The organism is Exiguobacterium flavidum (assembly GCF_003344535.1).
GTDB classification, from domain to species: Bacteria; Bacillota; Bacilli; order Exiguobacteriales; family Exiguobacteriaceae; genus Exiguobacterium_A; species Exiguobacterium_A flavidum.
Window position 1 is genome coordinate 196,054 of sequence record NZ_QPKS01000006.1, and the last position, 18,153, is coordinate 214,206.

22 protein-coding genes are annotated in these 18,153 nt (G+C 51.3%); 6 read left to right on the forward strand and 16 right to left on the reverse strand.

Features of this window, described 5'->3' with window-relative positions; genetic code table 11:
• Nucleotides 1–170 precede the first annotated feature (170 nt).
• Nucleotides 171–947 (forward strand): Cof-type HAD-IIB family hydrolase, encoded by a 777-nt coding sequence (locus DFG60_RS07925; protein ID WP_114571212.1) that lies wholly within the window; start codon nucleotides 171–173, stop codon nucleotides 945–947.
• Between the two features lie 99 nt (nucleotides 948–1,046).
• On the opposite strand, the gene DFG60_RS07930 is transcribed toward DFG60_RS07925, so the two are convergent.
• The 6 genes from DFG60_RS07930 to DFG60_RS07955 all read right to left on the reverse strand — a co-directional run bounded on the left by DFG60_RS07930 (nucleotide 1,047) and on the right by DFG60_RS07955 (nucleotide 6,980).
• Nucleotides 1,047–1,508 (reverse strand): GNAT family N-acetyltransferase, encoded by a 462-nt coding sequence (locus DFG60_RS07930; protein WP_157964503.1) that lies wholly within the window; start codon nucleotides 1,506–1,508, stop codon nucleotides 1,047–1,049.
• A gap of 29 nt (nucleotides 1,509–1,537) precedes the next feature.
• Nucleotides 1,538–2,200, reverse strand: a complete 663-nt coding sequence (locus DFG60_RS07935; protein WP_114571214.1) for a potassium channel family protein — start codon at nucleotides 2,198–2,200, stop codon at nucleotides 1,538–1,540.
• 158 nt (nucleotides 2,201–2,358) lie between these two features.
• Entirely contained in the window at nucleotides 2,359–3,387 is a 1,029-nt protein-coding gene (locus DFG60_RS07940) for a cytochrome d ubiquinol oxidase subunit II (protein ID WP_114571215.1), read from the reverse strand.
• Between the two features lie 12 nt (nucleotides 3,388–3,399).
• Complete coding sequence (locus DFG60_RS07945) at nucleotides 3,400–4,788, reverse strand: cytochrome ubiquinol oxidase subunit I (protein ID WP_114571216.1); 1,389 nt, start codon at nucleotides 4,786–4,788, stop codon at nucleotides 3,400–3,402.
• Nucleotides 4,789–4,993: 205 nt separating this feature from the next.
• Nucleotides 4,994–6,106, reverse strand: coding sequence for an N-acetyldiaminopimelate deacetylase (locus DFG60_RS07950; RefSeq protein ID WP_114571217.1), 1,113 nt, complete (start codon nucleotides 6,104–6,106; stop codon nucleotides 4,994–4,996).
• A gap of 1 nt (nucleotide 6,107) precedes the next feature.
• The gene (locus DFG60_RS07955; RefSeq protein WP_114571218.1) at nucleotides 6,108–6,980 is read right to left on the reverse strand and encodes a LysR family transcriptional regulator; all 873 of its coding nucleotides are present in this window, start codon (nucleotides 6,978–6,980) and stop codon (nucleotides 6,108–6,110) included.
• A gap of 64 nt (nucleotides 6,981–7,044) precedes the next feature.
• Between DFG60_RS07955 and DFG60_RS07960 the strand changes: the two genes are divergently transcribed.
• Nucleotides 7,045–7,434: a disulfide bond formation protein B gene (locus DFG60_RS07960; protein WP_114571219.1), complete on the forward strand. Its 390-nt coding sequence runs from the start codon at nucleotides 7,045–7,047 to the stop codon at nucleotides 7,432–7,434.
• Nucleotides 7,435–7,483: 49 nt separating this feature from the next.
• On the opposite strand, the gene nadE is transcribed toward DFG60_RS07960, so the two are convergent.
• The 6 genes from nadE to DFG60_RS07990 all read right to left on the reverse strand — a co-directional run bounded on the left by nadE (nucleotide 7,484) and on the right by DFG60_RS07990 (nucleotide 12,314).
• Nucleotides 7,484–8,302 carry an ammonia-dependent NAD(+) synthetase gene (nadE, locus tag DFG60_RS07965; RefSeq protein ID WP_114571220.1) on the reverse strand — a complete coding sequence of 273 codons (819 nt, stop codon included), beginning with the start codon at nucleotides 8,300–8,302 and terminating at the stop codon, nucleotides 7,484–7,486.
• Between the two features lie 40 nt (nucleotides 8,303–8,342).
• Nucleotides 8,343–9,125 (reverse strand): BsuPI-related putative proteinase inhibitor, encoded by a 783-nt coding sequence (locus DFG60_RS07970; RefSeq protein ID WP_114571221.1) that lies wholly within the window; start codon nucleotides 9,123–9,125, stop codon nucleotides 8,343–8,345.
• 131 nt (nucleotides 9,126–9,256) lie between these two features.
• Nucleotides 9,257–9,472 (reverse strand): hypothetical protein, encoded by a 216-nt coding sequence (locus tag DFG60_RS07975; protein ID WP_114571222.1) that lies wholly within the window; start codon nucleotides 9,470–9,472, stop codon nucleotides 9,257–9,259.
• A gap of 353 nt (nucleotides 9,473–9,825) precedes the next feature.
• Nucleotides 9,826–10,917 carry a conserved virulence factor C family protein gene (locus DFG60_RS07980; protein WP_114571223.1) on the reverse strand — a complete coding sequence of 364 codons (1,092 nt, stop codon included), beginning with the start codon at nucleotides 10,915–10,917 and terminating at the stop codon, nucleotides 9,826–9,828.
• 77 nt (nucleotides 10,918–10,994) lie between these two features.
• Nucleotides 10,995–11,711: an alpha/beta fold hydrolase gene (locus DFG60_RS07985; protein ID WP_114571224.1), complete on the reverse strand. Its 717-nt coding sequence runs from the start codon at nucleotides 11,709–11,711 to the stop codon at nucleotides 10,995–10,997.
• A 21-nt stretch (nucleotides 11,712–11,732) separates the two neighbouring features.
• Nucleotides 11,733–12,314 carry a GNAT family N-acetyltransferase gene (locus DFG60_RS07990; RefSeq protein ID WP_232818666.1) on the reverse strand — a complete coding sequence of 194 codons (582 nt, stop codon included), beginning with the start codon at nucleotides 12,312–12,314 and terminating at the stop codon, nucleotides 11,733–11,735.
• 121 nt (nucleotides 12,315–12,435) lie between these two features.
• Here DFG60_RS07990 and DFG60_RS07995 point away from each other — a divergent pair, with 121 nt between their 5' ends.
• The 4 genes from DFG60_RS07995 (at nucleotide 12,436) to DFG60_RS08010 (ending at nucleotide 16,079) form a co-directional block, all read left to right on the forward strand.
• A complete protein-coding gene (locus tag DFG60_RS07995) occupies nucleotides 12,436–13,167 on the forward strand; it encodes a hypothetical protein (RefSeq protein WP_114571226.1) in 732 nt (243 codons plus the stop codon).
• A gap of 225 nt (nucleotides 13,168–13,392) precedes the next feature.
• Nucleotides 13,393–13,686 carry a hypothetical protein gene (locus tag DFG60_RS08000; RefSeq protein ID WP_114571227.1) on the forward strand — a complete coding sequence of 98 codons (294 nt, stop codon included), beginning with the start codon at nucleotides 13,393–13,395 and terminating at the stop codon, nucleotides 13,684–13,686.
• A 136-nt stretch (nucleotides 13,687–13,822) separates the two neighbouring features.
• A complete protein-coding gene (gene brnQ / locus DFG60_RS08005; RefSeq protein WP_232818667.1) occupies nucleotides 13,823–15,145 on the forward strand; it encodes a branched-chain amino acid transport system II carrier protein in 1,323 nt (440 codons plus the stop codon).
• A gap of 70 nt (nucleotides 15,146–15,215) precedes the next feature.
• Nucleotides 15,216–16,079, forward strand: coding sequence for a DegV family protein (locus DFG60_RS08010; protein WP_114571228.1), 864 nt, complete (start codon nucleotides 15,216–15,218; stop codon nucleotides 16,077–16,079).
• 64 nt (nucleotides 16,080–16,143) lie between these two features.
• Here the strand turns inward: DFG60_RS08010 and DFG60_RS08015 are convergent, their stop codons facing one another.
• From DFG60_RS08015 to DFG60_RS13810, 4 genes are all read right to left on the reverse strand, one after another.
• Nucleotides 16,144–16,638 carry a hypothetical protein gene (locus DFG60_RS08015; protein ID WP_114571229.1) on the reverse strand — a complete coding sequence of 165 codons (495 nt, stop codon included), beginning with the start codon at nucleotides 16,636–16,638 and terminating at the stop codon, nucleotides 16,144–16,146.
• Nucleotides 16,639–17,259, reverse strand: a complete 621-nt coding sequence (locus DFG60_RS08020; RefSeq protein WP_114571230.1) for a phosphatase PAP2 family protein — start codon at nucleotides 17,257–17,259, stop codon at nucleotides 16,639–16,641.
• A complete protein-coding gene (locus DFG60_RS08025) occupies nucleotides 17,259–17,804 on the reverse strand; it encodes a phosphatidylglycerophosphatase A family protein (RefSeq protein WP_114571231.1) in 546 nt (181 codons plus the stop codon). Before DFG60_RS08025 ends, DFG60_RS08020 begins: the two co-directional genes overlap by 1 nt.
• Nucleotides 17,805–18,024: 220 nt before the next feature.
• Nucleotides 18,025–18,138, reverse strand: a complete 114-nt coding sequence (locus DFG60_RS13810) for a zinc ribbon domain-containing protein (protein ID WP_114571232.1) — start codon at nucleotides 18,136–18,138, stop codon at nucleotides 18,025–18,027.
• Nucleotides 18,139–18,153 lie beyond the last annotated feature (15 nt).

An 18,153-nucleotide genomic window follows, 5' to 3' on the forward strand; every position in this document is an offset into this window, starting at 1 on the left:
GCAACTCCTTATCAGTCCATTGTTTTTCGTCCTTAGGTTATTATACACGAAAAGCGCATTTGTTTTCACCATTTCAAATCCCCGCTTCTGCTCACCGCTTCACGTTGTGCTATACTAGGTCGCGTAAGGGGGAAGATCCCCCACTATACAATGATAGAGAAGGTGAACCCATGGCAAAGCAGAAAGTCGTCTTTTTCGACATCGATGGAACATTGCTACATGACGGTGACTTCATTCCGGAATCTACGAAGAAAGCAGTCAAACAACTTCAGGAGAACGGGGTTTACGTCGCAATTGCGACGGGACGCGGACCAGCGATGCTCGCTGGCGTACGGGAGACACTTGGAATCGATACGGTCATCGGCTACAACGGTCAGATCGTCATTCATCAGAACGAGGTCATCTACAAACGTCCTCAACCGACGATGGAACTCGAGCATCTCACGGAACGGGCGAGTCGCAACGGTCACACCCTCGTCTTCCTCGGCGAGAAGGCGGGCTACACGACGAAGGCAGCGGATGAGAACGTCGCCGCTTCTCTAGGCGAGCTCGATATTCCTTTACCCGTATACGCACCAGACCATTACAAGACTGAAGATATTTTCCAGACACTCGTCTACTGCAAGCCGGAGGACGAGGCTGAATATACGAACAACTATGCCGCATTCGATTTCATCCGCTGGCATCCGCATGCGATGGATGCGATCAATGCCGGCTCCTCGAAGGCAGAGGGAATCAAACATTTCCTCAAGCTGACGGACATCAAGGTCGAGAATACATTCGCGTTCGGTGACGCGCTCAATGATCTCGAGATGCTGAAATTCGTCGGGACAGGAATCGCGATGGGCAACGGTCTCGAGGAGACGAAAGCCGCTGCCGACTACGTCACGAAACATATCCTCGAGGACGGCATCGCACACGGATTGAAGAAATTCAACCTGATCTGAGAAGAATGATTCATGAAACTTCATTTAGACACGGAAGAGGGTCACATCCACGGGTTTTAAACCGGAGCATGTGACCCTCTTTCGCTAATGCCCAAACGATTACAGGCGTTTGTAGTAGCCGATGCCGCTTCCCTCGAATCCGTTCCTCTCATAGAAGGAATGGGACTCGCCCCTGCGGTTTCCGGTATTGACGGCAATTTTCTTGATTCCTTGATCGGTAGCCCAGTCCTCGATTCCTTCGACCAGACATTTCCCAGCCTTCCTGTTCCGGAATGCTTTCTTGACTACGAGTGCGATGATCCGTACATACTTTTCATCGCTTTCGAAAGCCAGGCCGGCGAAGGCTCCTGCCATTCCAATCACTTCATCGTCCATTTCAGCAATCAACGTAAGATAGTTCGACTCACGATTGATGGCCTCGAGACGACCTGTCATTTGTTCCGTGGTCGCCGGATAACCGAGCTCCCCCATCAATTCGCCAAGTTCAGCGGCATCGTCTCCGGTCGCTCTCCTGATCACGAATGATCGTTCATAGTTCCCATGCCTGGTTCCATCTGACATCTTCATCGGCTCCCTTGATTCCCGCCTGCTTACGTCTTGTGGATCGCCCGCTCGAGCCGGTCGAGATTTTCGTTCTCTCCGATGACGACGAGGTAGTCCCCTTTCTCGATCAATTCATCCGCCTGAAGCGAGATCATGACGTTTTCGCCGCGTTTGATGGCAACGATATTCGCGCCATATTTGCTGCGAAGATCGAGATCGATCAAAGTTTGCCCTGCCATCCGGTCGCTCACCTTGATTTCGACGATCGAGAACTCTTGCGACAGGTCGAGATAGTCGAGGATATTCTGACTCATCAAGCCGTTCGCGATCCGAACGCCCATGTCACGTTCCGGATGGACGATGAAATCCGCCCCGATTTTCCGAAGGACTTTCTCATGGTAATCGTTCGTCGCCTTTACGGTGATCGATTGCACCCCGAGCTCCTTGAGAATCAAGGTCGTCAGGATGGACGCCTGGATGTTCTCCCCGATTGCTACGATGACATGGTCGAAGTTCCGAATCCCGAGACTCTTCAGTACGTTCTCATCCGTCGTATCCGCGATGACGGAATGCGTCGCAATCCCCATGAACTCATTGACACGTTCCTCGTCGGCATCGATCGCCAGTACGTCGTATCCATTCTTCGAAAGTTCCCGGACGATCGAACCTCCGAAGCGGCCTAGTCCGATAACTGCAAATTCACCATTCATTCCATAAACACTCCTTTGCCATCAACTTCAATATCAGTAGTAGTGTAACCGAAAAGACAACGAAATACTATGAACGAAAGAAGACAGGCCCTGCCCTCGAATCACTTCGATGGAAAAGGCCTGTCTTCTCTAATGAATTTATCTTCTTTAAAGCCTCATCATGCCTTTTTCGAGTGCTTGCCCGAGACATAATCGTTGTCGAACAGGAACAGCCGCAAAATCAGATAGAGTGCCGGAATCAGCAACAGCAATCCGAAGATGAAGACGACGACCAGTGCTGTCGCCATCGTTTCGTTGACGACAGCCTTGTTGATATCGATGTACGGATAGAGAATATACGGCAGATGTGTATATCCGTAACCGAACCATGCGACGGCATATTGAGCCATTACAGCAAGGAACGCCAGTCCGTAGTTCTTCTTCAGATAGACGAGCGTCACGGCGATGACGAAGAAGACGAAACTCGCCGCGAACCACCACCAGTTTCCGTTCAGGATGTTCTCATAATGCCATGCCGCCTGGTTCTTCAATCCGAAGAACACGAGCGCGCAAGCAAGGATGGTCGGACCGCTCCAGAAGAGCGCCCATTTGCGCACGAGGTCACGGGCCGGGTCATCCTTCGCCTTGTCCGCATAGTAGAGGAGGAACATGGCACTGATATAGAGCACCGAGACTACTGCGAGCAATACGACCGTCCACGAATAGAAGTTAGTGAAAAGTTTCGTACCGAGGAACGTCACCGTCTCTTCTGTCTTCCGCATGAATCCGCCTTGACTGATCGTAAGAGTCGTCGACATCGCGGCAGGAATCAACAGACCAGTCGCTCCGTAAAGGAACGTGTAGAACATGCTGTCATTCGACCCATAGTTCGCGAAAGCATAGAAACTTCCGCGAATCGCGATCAGGACGAGTACGATCGAGGCAGGGACGAGCAGCGCCGTGCCGTAGTAGTAAGCCGTGTCCGGGAAGAATCCGACGAGTCCGACGAAGAAGAAGACGAAGAAGACGTTCGTCACTTCCCAGACCGGTGAAAGATAACGGAAGATCAACTTGTTCGTCAAATGATCCCGTTTCGTGTATTTTGAATAGAATGCATAGAAACCAGCACCGAAGTCAATCGAGGCAACGACAAGGTATCCATAGAGGAATGTCCAGAGTACGGTTATTCCAAGCGTTTGAACGTCCATACCGTTCCCCCCTTATTTTTTATCGTCGGCGAACATCGCTTCACCACGTGTGTGATGCGCTTCCGCCAACTCTTTTCCAGCCGGATTGTTTTTGAACATGCGAATGAGGACGACCGAGCTCACCGTTCCGAGAAGCAGATAAAGCAGACTGAACAGGATGAGCATCGGTCCGACATGCGTCGATGTCGTCGCTGCGTCAGCCGTCCGCATGATTCCATAGAGCGTCCAAGGCTGACGTCCGATTTCAGCATACATCCATCCTGCTTCGATCGACAGAACCGCGAGCGGTCCGCCGATGAAGATGCCGCGGAGTATCCATTTGTTATACGGATTGAGGCGCTTCAGCCTGAAAGCGATCACGAAGAGCGCAGAGATCGCAGCGAGATACATGCCGATCGAGACCATCAGATCGAAGAAGTAATGGACGAAGAGCGGCGCCTGGTCCTCCTTCGCGAATTCGTTCAGACCGATGACTTCAGTCGAAGGCGCTCCTCCTGCAAGGATCGACAATGCATAAGGGACCTTAAGCGCACCTTTGATTTCGTAGCTTCCGTCAGCCTGTTCATCGAGATATCCACCAAAAATCAATTCGGCTTCATCCGTCGTCTCGAAATGCCATTCTGCGGCAGCGAGCTTTTCCGGTTGATACTTCGCCAGATACTTGCCTGAGAAGTCACCGATGAGCGCAGTCGAGAAGGCGAAAATCAATCCGGCGATGACGGTCAGGCGCAAGCCTTTCTTATGATACGTCACTTCAGCCGCACTGAGCGCCTTCTTCCGAAGGAGATGGAACGCCGCGATGGCGGCGAGGATGAACGCGACAGTCAGGTAAGCTGATACGATGACGTGTGAGACCTTCGTCGGCGTCGCTGTGTTGAACATCGCCTTCAGCGGCTCGATTTCAGTCAACGCGCCGTTGACGATCTTGAAACCTTCCGGCGAGTTCATGAACGAGTTCACCGTCGTGATGAAGAAAGCAGAGGCAGTCGCACCGATCGCGACCGGAATACCGATCAACCAGTGAAGCCAAGGATTTTTGAACCGATCCCACGTATAGAGGTAAATCCCGAGAAAAATCGCTTCAAAGAAGAAGGCGAATGTCTCCATGAAAAGCGGCAGCGCGATCGTTTGACCAGCCACCTGCATGAGAGAAGGCCATAACAGTGAAAGCTGAAGACCAATGGCCGTACCGGTGACGACACCTACCGCGACTGTTACGATATAACCTCGCGTCCAGCGACGAGCCATGAGAATGTAATGTTGATCATTGCGTTTGATACCGATGTACTCAGCAACAAGCACCATGAGTGGAACGCCGACACCGACGGTCGCAAAAATGATGTGGAACCCTAGCGTTAGCCCTGTCAAGATACGACTGAGCATGACGGGATCATTGAACATGCGTGTTGCCCCCTCTTCCTGTTGTGTCTATCTATAGTTTATATCCGTATCTTAAAGAACATAATCCTTTGTGTCTGTTCTCAAGCGTCGATGTAACAAATTGTTCACAATATTTTCGTGATTTTTTTCACAAAATGTTCGAAAAGTCGATCCTGCCATCAAAATGACAGCAGGACCGGCTAAATTCTATGAGATTAGACAAGCATCAAACATATTCCCGGAAGTAGTGATCGAGTATGTCGATCGCGAACGGAATTGCTGCTTCATCCGGGTCGAGTGTAGGCTGGTGAAGCCCTGAGGTCGGGTTGTCGATGCCGAGCCAAAACATCATTCCCGGGATTTCCTTCAGCATGAACCCGAAGTCCTCACCCGTCATCGCCGCGTCGCATTCGATGTAGCGGGCGTTCATCTTAACGAAAGCGGAAAACTTGTCTACTATATTTTTATCGTTGACCACCTCATAATAACGATTGCCGAAGTGAAGGTCGATCTTGACACCGAACGACGACTCGATGCCGCGAACGATTTCGCGAACGCGCAGTTCGAGCTTCTCCATGTCATCGCCGTTCAAGGCTCGCATCGTACCGTCGAGTTTCGCCCTGCCCGCGATGACGTTCTCGCGGATACCGGCATCGACTTTGCCGATCGTGATCACACCACAGTTCATCGGGTTGATCGAACGGCTGATGATCGTCTGAAGTTGCATGATGAGGGCAGCCTGCGCGACGACCGTATCGATCGTCAAATGCGGGAAGGCCGCATGCCCGCTCTGCCCATAGATCGTGATATGAACTTCGCGCGCGCTCGCGAAGAGGACACCAGGACGGCTAGCGATCGTACCGACCGGATACTCAGGCGCGACGTGCAAGGCATACATCTCATCTGGACGATATTTAGGGAAGAGAGGGCTTTTCAGCATCGGCTCCGCTCCTCCCGGTCCTTCTTCTGCCGGTTGGAAGAAGAAGACGATATCGTCCATCACCGGAAGCTCGACGACACGTTTGAGCAGCCCAAGGGCGATTCCCGTGTGGACGTCATGACCGCACGCATGCATGAAGCCCGGGTGTTCGGATTTGAAATCAAGTCCCGTCGCCTCCTCGATCGGCAAACCGTCGATATCCGCGCGGTATCCGATCGTCTTGTGCCCCGTCAACCCTTTTACCCTGACGAATACACCTGTCTCGAAGGTGTCATAGCTGACCCGGTCAGACGGGTAGCTTCTGATCTGACTGAGAATGAATGCCTGGGTCTTGAACTCCTTGTAGCCCGGCTCCGGAATCTTGTGAAGCTCGCGCCGCATCTCTACTGCATATTCCATCTTACAAAAATCCTCCCTCTTCCTTTACGATGTCCCAAAAGGCTTTCACTTGTTTCAACTCGAGCATCGACTCGGTCGACAAAATCCATGTATCCCGCTTCAACAGCTTTCCGGCCGAGGTTTTGAGCGGGATCTTCATCACGCCCTCGGCTTGATGGATCGTCGATTCCGGCAAAATCGCGAATCCGATGCCGTGTAACGCCATCTGTTTGCACGTCTCGATCTGATCGACGACGAGTGTCCTTGAAGGCGGACTCGCGAAGCGGTCCTGCCACCATTCAAGAATTTCTTGATAGTAGGTAGAATCGCTCTTGAACTGGACGAACGGGCGGTCCGTCTCACGCAATTGTTCGATTGAAGACAATTCACTGTCTACGAGATAAAGCGGGTCGGCGAAAAGCTTTTCCTTGACGCCCTTCCAATCTGGATTCCCCCGGATGATCCCGATATGGAAATGCTCCTCTAGCATATGGCGCATCATCTCACTCGACCATCCCGTGACGAGCTGGACGCGTACATGCGGATAACGCTCGACGAAACGTTTCAGCACTCTCGGAAGCCAGTACTGTCCCATGATCGAGGCGACTGCGATACGCAACGTACCGTAGACCTCCCCTTCTTCGGCAGTCAACTCGCTCCGCAGTTCGTGTTCCTTCCGGTTCATCTCCTTGGCGAGCGCAATGACCTTTTCGCCTTGCGGTGTCACGCTGAGTCCCCTCGATGAGCGGATGAAGAGCTTCGTCCCCCAGCGTCTTTCGATTGCGACTAACCTCTGGCTGAGTGCCGGTTGCGAGACGAACAGCCGCTCGGCTGCCCGGCGCATGTTCAATTCTTCGGATAACGTGATCAACATTTCCATTTCTGACACTTGCAATGTCTCATTCGACTCCTCATGATTAAGATGGCACTAGTTTACCACGTCAGAGAGGAAGGGTTAAATGTCACGTCATCATTTCATGCTGATCATTTCCGTGGCTGCGACGATCGGAAGCCTATATTTCAGCGAAGTAAGAGGATTCATCCCATGTTCGCTTTGCTGGTGGCAACGCATATTCATGTATACGACGGCGATTTATCTGCTCGTGACGCTGTTCCGTTCACGTCCGGTCGATGTATTTTTCGTCCGCCTGTATGTACTGCTCGGGTTTTCGGTCTCTACATATCATGTCATCCTCGAGCGGATCCCGAATGGGGATGAACTCTGTACGAGCGGTTGTCTCATCAAGTGGGTCAACTACTTCGGTTTCCTGACGATCCCGCTCATGAGCTTCACTGCGTTCACGCTTCTCGCCATCCTTGCTTTTCTCCCGCAATCAAAAAACGATTGAACGGCATTGCCGCTCAATCGTTTTTTTGATTGTCCTGTTCCCCCGATGCTCATCGCCACCATGAGTCGTGCGGTGATGCCGGCATATGGTGCTTGTGAGCTGCGCGTTCATAGATGCCTTCGAGCTTACGCGCGATCTCAGGGTCGATCGTTTTCCCCTCGAGATAATCATCGATCTGTTCGTAGGTCATGCCCAGCGCCACTTCATCCGGAAGACCAGGCTTGTTTTCCTCAAGGTCAGCCGTCGGCACTTTGACGATCAACCGTTCAGGTGCACCGAGCTCACGTAACAGGGAGCGTCCTTGACGTTTGTTCAAACCGGAGAGCGGAGTGAGGTCACATGCTCCGTCACCATGTTTCGTATAGAAACCTGTGACGTACTCGGCCGCGTGGTCCGTTCCGACGACGAGACAGCCGTAATGGGCGGCAAGGTCGTACTGGACCTTCATCCGTTCACGTGCTTTCGTATTTCCCTTATGGAAATCGCTGATCGCCTCACCCGTCGCCTCGAGAAAGGCCGCAGCAGAGGCATCGACCGCCGCTTTGATGTTGACGCTAAGTGATTCGTCCGGACGGATGAAATCCAGGGCTTGCTGAGCGTCTTCCTCATCCTTTTGTTCACCATACGGCAGGCGCACAGCATAAAACGTGTAGTCGTCTCCCGTCTCCTCGCGTAACTCTTCAACCGCCAGCTGACAAATTCGCCCTGCGAGTGTCGAGTCCTGGCCTCCGGAGATACCGAGAACGAAACCTTTCGCCTTCGCTTTCGTCACATATTCCTTCAGAAAAGTGATCCGTTCACGAATCTCCTCTTTTGCATCGATGACGGGTTTCACACCGATCGCTCGGATGATTTCTTGCTGCTTCACGTCAAACTCCTCCTGTTTCCAGCGGTTACGCTGATCATTATCATTTCAGGTCGAAGGTCTGCGCCTCTCCTTCGATTGATTGTAGTACGACCTCTTTATACTGGCTCATCTCATCAGCAGTCATGTTCAGGCGTACTTCGAATGTTCCCGTGGTCGCCTCCATCGAACCTTGTTTATCCGTACCCGGAATCGACCATTCGAATTCGATTTGATCCGTTTTGCCGGTCACGAGGTATCCTTCACCATCTTTTTTGATGACGACATCACGGAAATCGCCCTTCGTTTGAGGAGCAGCAGCTTGCTCTTCCGTCTCTTCGACAGGTTGATCCGCTTCCTCGACGGGAGCTTCGACAACTTCCTGTTTCTCGACTTTGATCGTCTGACGATCGATCATGCTGATCTCCGGTGCACCTTCTGCTGCGGCGAGGCTCGTCGCCTCAAGCTGATAAACGCCCGGTTCGAAATCCTGCTTGATTTCGACGTCGTAGCTCTTCGCTTCACCTGCTTGCCATGTCTCTTCTTCAAGCGCTTGCGTGAATGATTGGTCTTTTGAATATAGATAGACTTCCTGTTCCTCTTCATCAAGCATGCGCAGTTCGAATCGTTGCGAGCTGTTGAACGTCACTTTCGTCTTTTTTTCATTCTCGTTCGTCAGCGTCACCTTCGCATCAATCGTGCCGTCTTCTTCAATAGAAGCAGCCACACTGATGGCGATCGGTTTTACGGGTTCGGACTTACCGGCCGTCTTCTCTTCAGTCTCCTTGCCGCATCCGACAGCAAAAAGCAGGCTGCTTGCGAGCAGCACACTCGTCAATCGTCTCATCCGCGTTCAACTCCTCAAAATGATATGTATACTTCTTCATTTTACCATAAAGAAAATGGAGCAAAGACAAGGATAACCTCGTCTTTGCTCCGTTCGGCCTATGAATACATCATTCGACCATCAAGTGTTCTTCAAGCGACCGGGACGTGATTCTCGATCATTTCCGGACAAGCTGCAAGTTCCGAAAGCCCGGTCAAGAATAATTCGTCACAGATGCAGTCGCCAGCGTTCGCCGGCGCCATCAGCGTCAGTGTACGGCTGTCGTTCGTTTCAATCGTGACGACGATCCCATATTCATTCCGTTCCTTGTAACCAACTGCAAATTCAGTCTCCGCAAATAGCATCATCACGCATATCCCCTTTTCCCGCTCGGCACGGTCCATTTCTCGCAGCCATCTATTTACGACTGCTTTCGTAATTTCAATGTACCAGCTGACAAAAAAAGAAGAGTTTTAATGATTCGACATTTCGTGTTAAAAATTTGTTTCAAACCACTTATCCAATAATCCCCATTAGAATAGATGTCTAAAATCAGGGAATTTGTTTCAATTTCCGGTTCATTTCAAGTTGATTTCAGTTGTATGACAAGAAATATAGGTCTTTTTTACAATTTTTTTACTGGGATGAGTCTTATATATATGCATTCGACAGCGAAAAAATTTGTCGAATGAAAGCGAAAAGTCAGTATTTTTTTGAGTTCTTATGAACTTTCATCCATCAAACGGTTTATTTGTTGCCACACCGTCCCTAAGGCTTCTTCCCCACTTTCTATTCGTGCGAGAGCGAGTTCTGCCTGCAAAGCTACCTCATATTCCTGATCACGGACTGCTTCCTTCAAACGTTTGACTGCCTTTTCCGTTCCGACATCGAAGAGGAAGCGTGCCGCCCGCCAACGAACGAGCTTATTCTTGTCCCGCAAAGCTTCGATCATCGCAGGCTCAGCTTCAGTCAACCCCCAGTCGGATAGCGTGTCTCCCGCGGTCCGTCTGACAATGCCTGAAGGATCATGTAGGGCGTTGGTCACATATTCAAGCAGCTCTTCACGCCCTTCTTCGAACATGCCCATTTTTACGATCGCCTGCCGCCTGATTTGCATTTTTTCATCCTGAAGAAGGCGGGAGAACGTAGGAATCTGTGAACGTTCGATCGGTAGTTCATCCAGAACCGCAAAACGTTCCTTCCAGTCCTTCGACTCTGCACCTTCACGTGCAATCGTTACGCTGTCACCTTGAGCAAGCTTCTTCAGTCGTTCAAGACGGTCTTCCGGGTACGCGATATCGATTTCCTGTTCCACTTCTGCCAGGACGGCATTGAGCTCGCCGTACCTCGGGGCCTGTTCGACCCACCGCCGGTCACTGATGACGTTCGTCACGAACGGTTGCACGTACAGGACCGTGTCACGGAAACGTTCCGGCAGCCCTTTTCGACGTTCCTCCGTCCCTTTGACAGCTTTGATCTGCATCGGGACACCGAGAATGAACTGTACGAATACATGTACCGCCTCGAATTCGGCACTCGGCGCATGGGTCTCAGCATCCGACAGTTCCTCGCCGAACGCACGTCTGATTTCGATGACGAGTGAACGCCAATCATACTTCGGAAAACGCTCGACCGCGAGGAAGTCGCTGACTTGATAGACTGATTTCACTCCCGGGATATCGAGTAGCTTCGCCACATGCTCAGGTGCACCCATCGCATGTTCGAATGTCTTTCCTTTTTCAGTGAACACTTCGTCGACGATGATTTTCATGTTATTCGGACTTGGTGTCGGTTCAATCGCAATTATCTTCATACTTATCCCCTCCATATCCATCATTAAGAAATATGACAGTGAATGCAAAAAAAAAGCTCCGCGAGAAGCGGAGAATATCATTTCGAAAGAAAACATCCCTCGATCGCTTCACAAAATGCATCCGGGTCTTCAAGCATCCCCATGTGACCGCTCTTCGTCACGACCTTTGTCAAGTGTTCGCCGTCAGGTGCGAAAGCACGCTCTTCTGGAATGAGGTCGTCTTCCTCCCCGCGTATCAACAGCCCAGGAATTTTTGCTTCACTCAAAGCATCGACATAGTCGTCCCGGTCCCGCATCGCCTTCAGCGCACGGATCGCGCCCTCTTCAGAAGTTTCATATCCGATGTCACGTGCATGCTCGACCACGGTCGCATCCGCGTCGTCTGCGAATAAACCGGGTATCATCCCGTCGACGAAAGGACGGATTCCCTGTTCTTGAATGATTTTGATGTTTGCATCCCTTTTTTGTTTCGCTTCATCGGTATCGGGTCTTCCTGTCGAATAGACGAGACCGAATCCGCTCAATTTTTCCGGATGGGATGCGACAATTGAAGCAGTGATATATCCGCCGAAAGAATGGCCGATCAAAACCGGCTTCTCATCCTCTTCACTGATACTCTCCAATACGCAGGCCGCAAACTCCTCGATCATCTCCGGTCCCGCATCGGCACCATCATGTCCAGGCAAAGTCAGGAGCGTGACGTCGAACGAACGTTCAAGTCTTCCTTTCACCTTGTCGAAATAGCCAGGTCCTCCGCAAAATCCGTGGATTAGGGTCAATCTTGTCTTAGTCATGAAATCAGCTTCCTCTCAATGTCATTTTCGTTCAGGACGATCACGCCACTCGGACGCGAGCATCCGGTACATCGTCAAGTCCATGAAGCGTCCATGGCTGTATGCATAATCCTCCAGCAGTCCTTCAGCCTGAAAACCGAGTTTCTGGACGAGAGCGTTCGACGCGACGTTTTCCGGAGCTACGAGCGCGCTGATCCGGTGAAGATCGAAATGATCGAATCCGTGTGTCAAAACGGCTCCCGCCGCCTCGTAAGCGACTCCTTTTTGCCACCACGTCTGACTCACTTCAAAACCGATTTCCGCGCGATGATATTGTGCGAGCCAATTATGATAGCCGATCGTCCCGATCAGTCGGTTCGTCTGACGGTCTGCGATCGCCCATCTGATCGCCTTTCCCTGCGCGAACTGCTCCTTGAAATAGCTGATGACGTTCTTCGCTTCATATACCGTGACCAGCGGATCGGAACCATAGTAATACATCACGTCGTCATCCGAGAGAATTTGGAACAGATCTTTCGCATCCCTGCTCTCGAGCTCTCGGAGCAAAAAGCGTTCCGTCGTCAGCTCCGGGAATGGTTTTCTAAGTCCCCACACCTCGTTCACCTCTTTTCCCTTCTATTTTACTTTATGCCCCTTTTCCTGAGGAAATATCCTTTTCGCTGCCGTTACCTTTTTGCTAGTATGGAAGAGACTAGGAAGTATTTGAAGGAAGGGGACCCTGCGGATGTCTAGATCTTTGCTCTACCTATATGAAGACACTGAGAATCAGCGGTTGACCATGGCTGGCGTCACATTGGCTGATTTCCTGGTGATGAATCCTATAAATCGTCCGCTGATCGTCTCAGGCGGAAAGTTTGAACAAGCCCGCCAATCGCTCCGGACACGCTTTTCCTACCTTGAGCCACATGAGCTGAAGAGCTTCGTCGCCTCTCAGGATGTCGAGAAGCAGCCTATCACTGCGATCGACGTCCGCTCCCTTCAGACGCTCGATACATTGACTGACGTCGAGATAGCAGAAATTCTCTTCCTTATGCATATGAAACGTGGGATGCCAAGTCCCTTCCTGAAGTCCGTCCAGAATGAAATCGCCTACTTCAGCGAAAAGAACGGCGCGCATTCCTTCCTCTATTTGCGTCACTGGGAACAACTCGAGCAAGCGGTCGCTAAATTGCTTCGCCATAAGCTCGTGATTGAAAGCAAATTGAGTCATATCGAGCCGGTCATTCCGGAAGTCGTCAGGAAGTTACGAGCGATGCTCCCATCTGGTATTTTGATAGATCTTGATAAAATCAGCCGATCCATTTTTTCACGCCAACTGACGTTGCCTATCTATGTCGCAGGGCGATATGAGGACATGGAGGTGCTATCTGAGGATTTCGAAGCCGGAAAAGAGTCAATCGTAAAGCGCGGAGCACTCATTTATCGAAAGAAGAATTGGATTTTCGAGGTGGAATGAACTTTCAACGTCGAGCGGGTTTCCGTTCAGACGTTTTTTTCATATCTCATTTTCTCGTTTTGTTCACCTATATTTCCAAAACGAGGCTATATGACAAAACCATTACCTATTTTTCTGAATTTTCTAATGAGATTGTCATGGCATCTTTCTGCAGCTTCGCTATAATAGGGATAACCTTTTTAGAAGAGGTCAATCCAGTCTGGTTTTTGAGAGGGAGGAACTCTAATGGAACAGCTGAAAGTGAACGGAATCGCCTCATTCACGAAGTTCGCGACGAACGGCAGCATCTTGAAATTGAAGGACGCAGCACTCGGCGAACGAAAGCTATCATTGAATGACGCAGGTTCGATGAGTATTTCACCAATCGATGAGGAGACGGGACTCTTTAAGATTCTCGGCCACTCACGAGAGACGCTAGTGGAGCTGACATTGCCCCGCCAGTCGTGTGAAGTCGTTCACGCTTGGCTACTCCATAAACTAAAACGGCAGAAGAAAAACAAGTCTTCATTCGCACAATGAACCAGGAGGATTCTTCGTCTTCGAGGCGGAGAGTCCTCTTTCCGTTCGTCATGAGAAAATTGTCGAAAAATTCTTTTTCCCTTCTTATGACGATGGTATAGTAAAGCAGGAATATTCAGAGAGAGGATTTTTAAGAATGATGAAACGTAAAGATATCACCGCGCTCGGATTCATGATTTTCGCCCTCTTTTTCGGGGCGGGCAACTTGATCTTCCCCCCGTCTCTCGGTGCGATGGCTGGGTATGAGTTCGTCCCCGCTATGTCCGGCTTCATATTGACCGGTGTCGGTCTGCCTTTCCTCGGACTCATGGCAATCGCCTGGGCAGACGGCGGCATCAGCAAACTGGTTTCACCGCTTCCGAAGAAGATTGCCTTCGTCCTGACATTCCTGCTCTATGTCGCGATCGGACCTTTCTTCGGGATTCCCCGGACGGCGGTGGTCACCTATGAGCTCGGAATATCGCCTTTCATGGCTGACTCCACGGCTTCCTTGTTCGTGTCATCGCTCATCTTCTTCGGATTGACACTGTATCTCGTCATGCGTCCCGGTAAACTTCTGGATGTCATCGGGCGCTTCATCACTCCGCTCCTGCTGATCGCTCTCTCGATCTTGAGCATCAGCAGCATTGTAAATCCTTTGTCTGCCGTCAGCTCTCCCCAAGCCGGTTACACAGACGCAACAGGCGCTTTCTTCGAGGGGTTCCTGCAGGGCTATTTGACGCTCGATGCACTCGGGGCGCTCGTATTCGGAGCGATCATCCTGCAGACGATCAGGGCGAAGGCGGTCACGCAATCGAAAGATCGACTGCGGATTCTGCTGCAGGCCGGTGGGATCGCTGCAATCGCGCTCGCACTCGTCTATACGGGTCTCGGTTATCTCGGCGCAAGCAGCTATCGAGCCGCCGGTTCACTTGACGGCGCTGCCCTGCTCAAACATTTCGCCGAGAACACGTTCGGTATGACAGGTATCATCCTGCTCGGGCTCGCCATCCTGCTTGCCTGCCTGACGACGTCCGTCGGGCTCGTCTCCGCTTTCGCTGAATATGCTGCTACGGCTTTTCCGCGCCTGTCGCTGCGTACGACGAGGATCACGACAGTAGCACTTGGATTGATCATTTCGATCGCGGGTCTTGAGACATTGATCGCTGTTGCGCTACCGACCCTGCTCTTCCTGTATCCCGTCGTCATCGGTCTCATCTTCCTGTCCTTCCTCAAGCCATGGCTGAGAGGACCAGAGGCCGTTTATCGCTGGACGCTCGGGACGATTTCGATGTTCTCGCTGTTCGGGGCTGTCGATAACCTCGGATATCTGCCAGAGATGTTCGAGACTGCCTTCGCCTCTCTTCCGCTCGCGAAAGAGAGCATGGCATGGTTGCTTCCCGCCACAATCGTCTTTGGCATAAGTTCAGGAATTGGACACTATTCCGAAGTCGAGAATGAAGAAAAACGGGCGGGCTAGTGTTTCCGCTTTCACTGTGTGATATGATGAGCTCGTTGCGAATTTTTTAGATAATGGAGGAACGAACGGTATGGATAAGATTGCTTGGGTTACCGACAGCATGGCCTTCTTCCCGAACGGGGAAGCGGAGAAGCTCGGAATCCATGTTGTACCGACACAGATCATCATCAAAGGTGAGGCTTTTCTCGAGTATGAAGATCTCTCGGTGGAACAACTATACGCGCGGATGGAAAAGGAGAAAGTCGTCCCAACGACATCACAGCCTTCGTTCGGCACGCTCGTCGAACTTTATGAACGTTTGAAAGCCGAAGGATACGACTACGCTTACGCAATCCACATCACGAGCGGGTTGAGCGGCACCTTTTCTAGTTCGGTCGCTGCAGCTGAGGCTGCCGATTTCAAAGTATACGCCCTCGATTCCTACACCGGCGCGGCCAACCAGCAAGAGCTGCTCCGCATTGCGATGGACCTCGCCTCGCGCGGCAAAAAACCGGCAGAGGTCATGCATGTGCTCGAGCAGTTCAAACACCATTCCCACTTCTACTTGATCATCGGGAATCTTGAAACGATGCGGCGCAGCGGGCGTGTATCTAGCAGCCAGTTCCTGCTCGCGAACATGCTGAACATCAAGCCAATCGTCAAATTCGACGAGAAAGGTGTTCTCGTCCCATTCAAGAAAGTCCGTTCGTTCAAGAAGGCCTTCAAGGAGATGGCGGATGAAATCGTCTCGCTCGTCGCCAAAAATGGCTTGCACGACAGAAGACTGCATATCAGTCAGACGATGGCACCCGAGGAGGCGGAGCAACTCAAAGCGATTCTGTCGCCCCGCTTGCCGGATGTCTCGATCGAGATCAGCCAATTCGGTCCGTCGATCCTGACGCACGCCGGTGCTGACACGGTCGGTGTCTACTGGTTCGACGACATCGCCTATTGAACAGCAGGAAAAATAAGAGAGTGGGCTCGTCAAATGACGATGCCCACTCTCTTATTTGATATTCTTAGCCTTTATTCTGCTGGAAGCGGTCATATACGGCTTGTAACAATACCTCACCCGTTTCCTCGACCGTCTCGAAGCGGTGACCGTCAATCGATGCCGCGACCCGGCTGCCGTGTACGATCAACGAATCAAAATCGAGCTGTTCCTTCAAATAGGTCACAGCCGCATCAAGATCTGCTGGAAGAGCATGTTGGCGAAGCCAGTTGTCGTATCGTTTGTCATGCTTGCCATCCTTCAGAATCGCGTTCCCCCAACCGATGATCGCCCATTTCGGCGGTGCATCGATTTGGAAGAGCTCGATTTTTTTATAGGATCCCTCATCAAGATCCGTCAGCGGGATGATCTGTTCTGCCTCAACGAGACGTTTCAGCCGGAGATGTCCGCGCATCGTCATGAAACGCTTTCGCTCCGTCCGATCGACGAGCAACGTCGGGACAGTCAGCCCGCTCACTTCCTGTTCACTGAGCAACAATGTATCTACATCTACGAGAAGCACTTATATCCTACCTTTCCTTCGATAAGGTTCTATGAACGCATAGGTCGAAAAGAGAAGGAACCCGGCGAACAGATAGCCTGCAATGACGTCCGACAAAAAATGGACGTTCAGGACGATTCGTGTCATCCCCATAGCCAAGACGAGCATGATCATCGCACCTGCGAGGATTTCTCTATACGACCGCTCGAGGAATCGCCAAGCGACCATCAGGAAAGCGATGTACAGACCGAACGCCATTGCAGCATGACCGCTCGGGAAACTGTATCCCACTCCTCCGACGAAGTCGTTAAGTGACGGGCGCTCACGTTGTAAAACCAGCTTTGCATATTCGTTGCCGAATGCGACAGCGCACGTTGCGAGAAATAGCCAAATCGAGCCAGCCTTGTCGCGCCACAGGAGATAGCTCGCTATAGAGAGTAGCGTCACGATGACGAACGTCCCTCTTCCGGAACCCGCAATCGTCAGCAAACTCACCCAAAACGCAGGATCCTCCTTCGCCATTTTGGCGGACAGTTGCCAGTCAATAAGAAAATGACCGTGTTCCCGCACCTGATAGGCGATAGTCAGAAGCAAAACGAGCAGCACGGCAGAAAGCGCCAGCCACTTCTTGTTCATCCTCATCAGTAAGTCCCTTTTCGCGTCTCAAGTTCTTCCGCCGTATAATCCATCTTGTCGCGCAGGCGGTGCGCGAGGCGCCCTGAGGCATTCGCCGCAATCGCCGCGACGATGTCGTCCATGAATGTATTGACTTTTCCATCGTCGAGTTTCGTGTCGAGTTCCTTGATGATACCGACCTTCGCCTTATCGAGATATCCGAACGTCGTCACGGCAATCGATCCGTATGTGTTGACCGCACCGATCGCAATCGTCTCGTCGACCCCGAACAGTCCTTCGTCGGAACGAATGATCGACAGGAGTGGTTCCGAGAGAAGACCTTTCTCAGCCAGGATATCGAGTTCCGCACCGACGAGGATCGCATGTTGCAACTCCCGTTTCTCAAGGACGCGTTCCACTGAGGACATGCAAGTCTCGAGCGTCAAGTCGATCGTATAGGGTGCTTGCATCTGATAGACGATTTCAGCAATCGCGTGCATCGTCACGCCACGCTCGTGCAACTTCTCGATTGCCGCCTGTTTCACTTCTTTCGAATGTGCTTTTTTCTTCATTACCAATCCACCTCTTTCAAAAGTACATCACAAGTATACACGCTGCCACTAAAAACATATACGGACGTGTTCACGTCCTGTCTTAGATAAGTTCCTGCTTCGTCCTATGTCTCTCCTGTGAGAGTTTTCTCCATAGTCCACAGGCGTAGATTCCGATGTAGCCCACCGTATGTGAAGCCGTATATGTTGCGTTGTATTACCAGCAGTTACGCTCCCTTTTTTACACCAACACCGTGTATTCTTTTGAGTTCTGTAAGTTGATCGCTGCGTTCAAATCTCGGTCCAAGCTGTTTCCACAGTCATCACAGTCGTACGTTCTTACATGCAGGGGCATTTTCTTTCTGGATCC

Coding starts and splice junctions, on each gene's coding strand:
- DFG60_RS07970 (WP_114571221.1), bottom strand. CDS start 9,125: ATGAGACGATTGACGAGTGTGCTGCTCGCAAGCAGCCTGCTTTTTGCT.
- DFG60_RS07995 (WP_114571226.1), top strand. CDS start 12,436: ATGTCTAGATCTTTGCTCTACCTATATGAAGACACTGAGAATCAGCGG.
- DFG60_RS07980 (WP_114571223.1), bottom strand. CDS start 10,917: ATGAAGATAATTGCGATTGAACCGACACCAAGTCCGAATAACATGAAA.
- DFG60_RS07950 (WP_114571217.1), bottom strand. CDS start 6,106: ATGGAATATGCAGTAGAGATGCGGCGCGAGCTTCACAAGATTCCGGAG.
- DFG60_RS08025 (WP_114571231.1), bottom strand. CDS start 17,804: ATGAAGAAAAAAGCACATTCGAAAGAAGTGAAACAGGCGGCAATCGAG.
- DFG60_RS07945 (WP_114571216.1), bottom strand. CDS start 4,788: ATGTTCAATGATCCCGTCATGCTCAGTCGTATCTTGACAGGGCTAACG.
- brnQ (WP_232818667.1), top strand. CDS start 13,823: ATGATGAAACGTAAAGATATCACCGCGCTCGGATTCATGATTTTCGCC.
- DFG60_RS07930 (WP_157964503.1), bottom strand. CDS start 1,508: ATGTCAGATGGAACCAGGCATGGGAACTATGAACGATCATTCGTGATC.
- DFG60_RS08020 (WP_114571230.1), bottom strand. CDS start 17,259: ATGAGGATGAACAAGAAGTGGCTGGCGCTTTCTGCCGTGCTGCTCGTT.
- DFG60_RS08010 (WP_114571228.1), top strand. CDS start 15,216: ATGGATAAGATTGCTTGGGTTACCGACAGCATGGCCTTCTTCCCGAAC.
- DFG60_RS07960 (WP_114571219.1), top strand. CDS start 7,045: ATGTCACGTCATCATTTCATGCTGATCATTTCCGTGGCTGCGACGATC.
- DFG60_RS07940 (WP_114571215.1), bottom strand. CDS start 3,387: ATGGACGTTCAAACGCTTGGAATAACCGTACTCTGGACATTCCTCTAT.
- DFG60_RS07985 (WP_114571224.1), bottom strand. CDS start 11,711: ATGACTAAGACAAGATTGACCCTAATCCACGGATTTTGCGGAGGACCT.
- DFG60_RS07935 (WP_114571214.1), bottom strand. CDS start 2,200: ATGAATGGTGAATTTGCAGTTATCGGACTAGGCCGCTTCGGAGGTTCG.
- DFG60_RS13810 (WP_114571232.1), bottom strand. CDS start 18,138: ATGCCCCTGCATGTAAGAACGTACGACTGTGATGACTGTGGAAACAGC.
- DFG60_RS08000 (WP_114571227.1), top strand. CDS start 13,393: ATGGAACAGCTGAAAGTGAACGGAATCGCCTCATTCACGAAGTTCGCG.
- DFG60_RS07925 (WP_114571212.1), top strand. CDS start 171: ATGGCAAAGCAGAAAGTCGTCTTTTTCGACATCGATGGAACATTGCTA.
- DFG60_RS07975 (WP_114571222.1), bottom strand. CDS start 9,472: ATGATGCTATTTGCGGAGACTGAATTTGCAGTTGGTTACAAGGAACGG.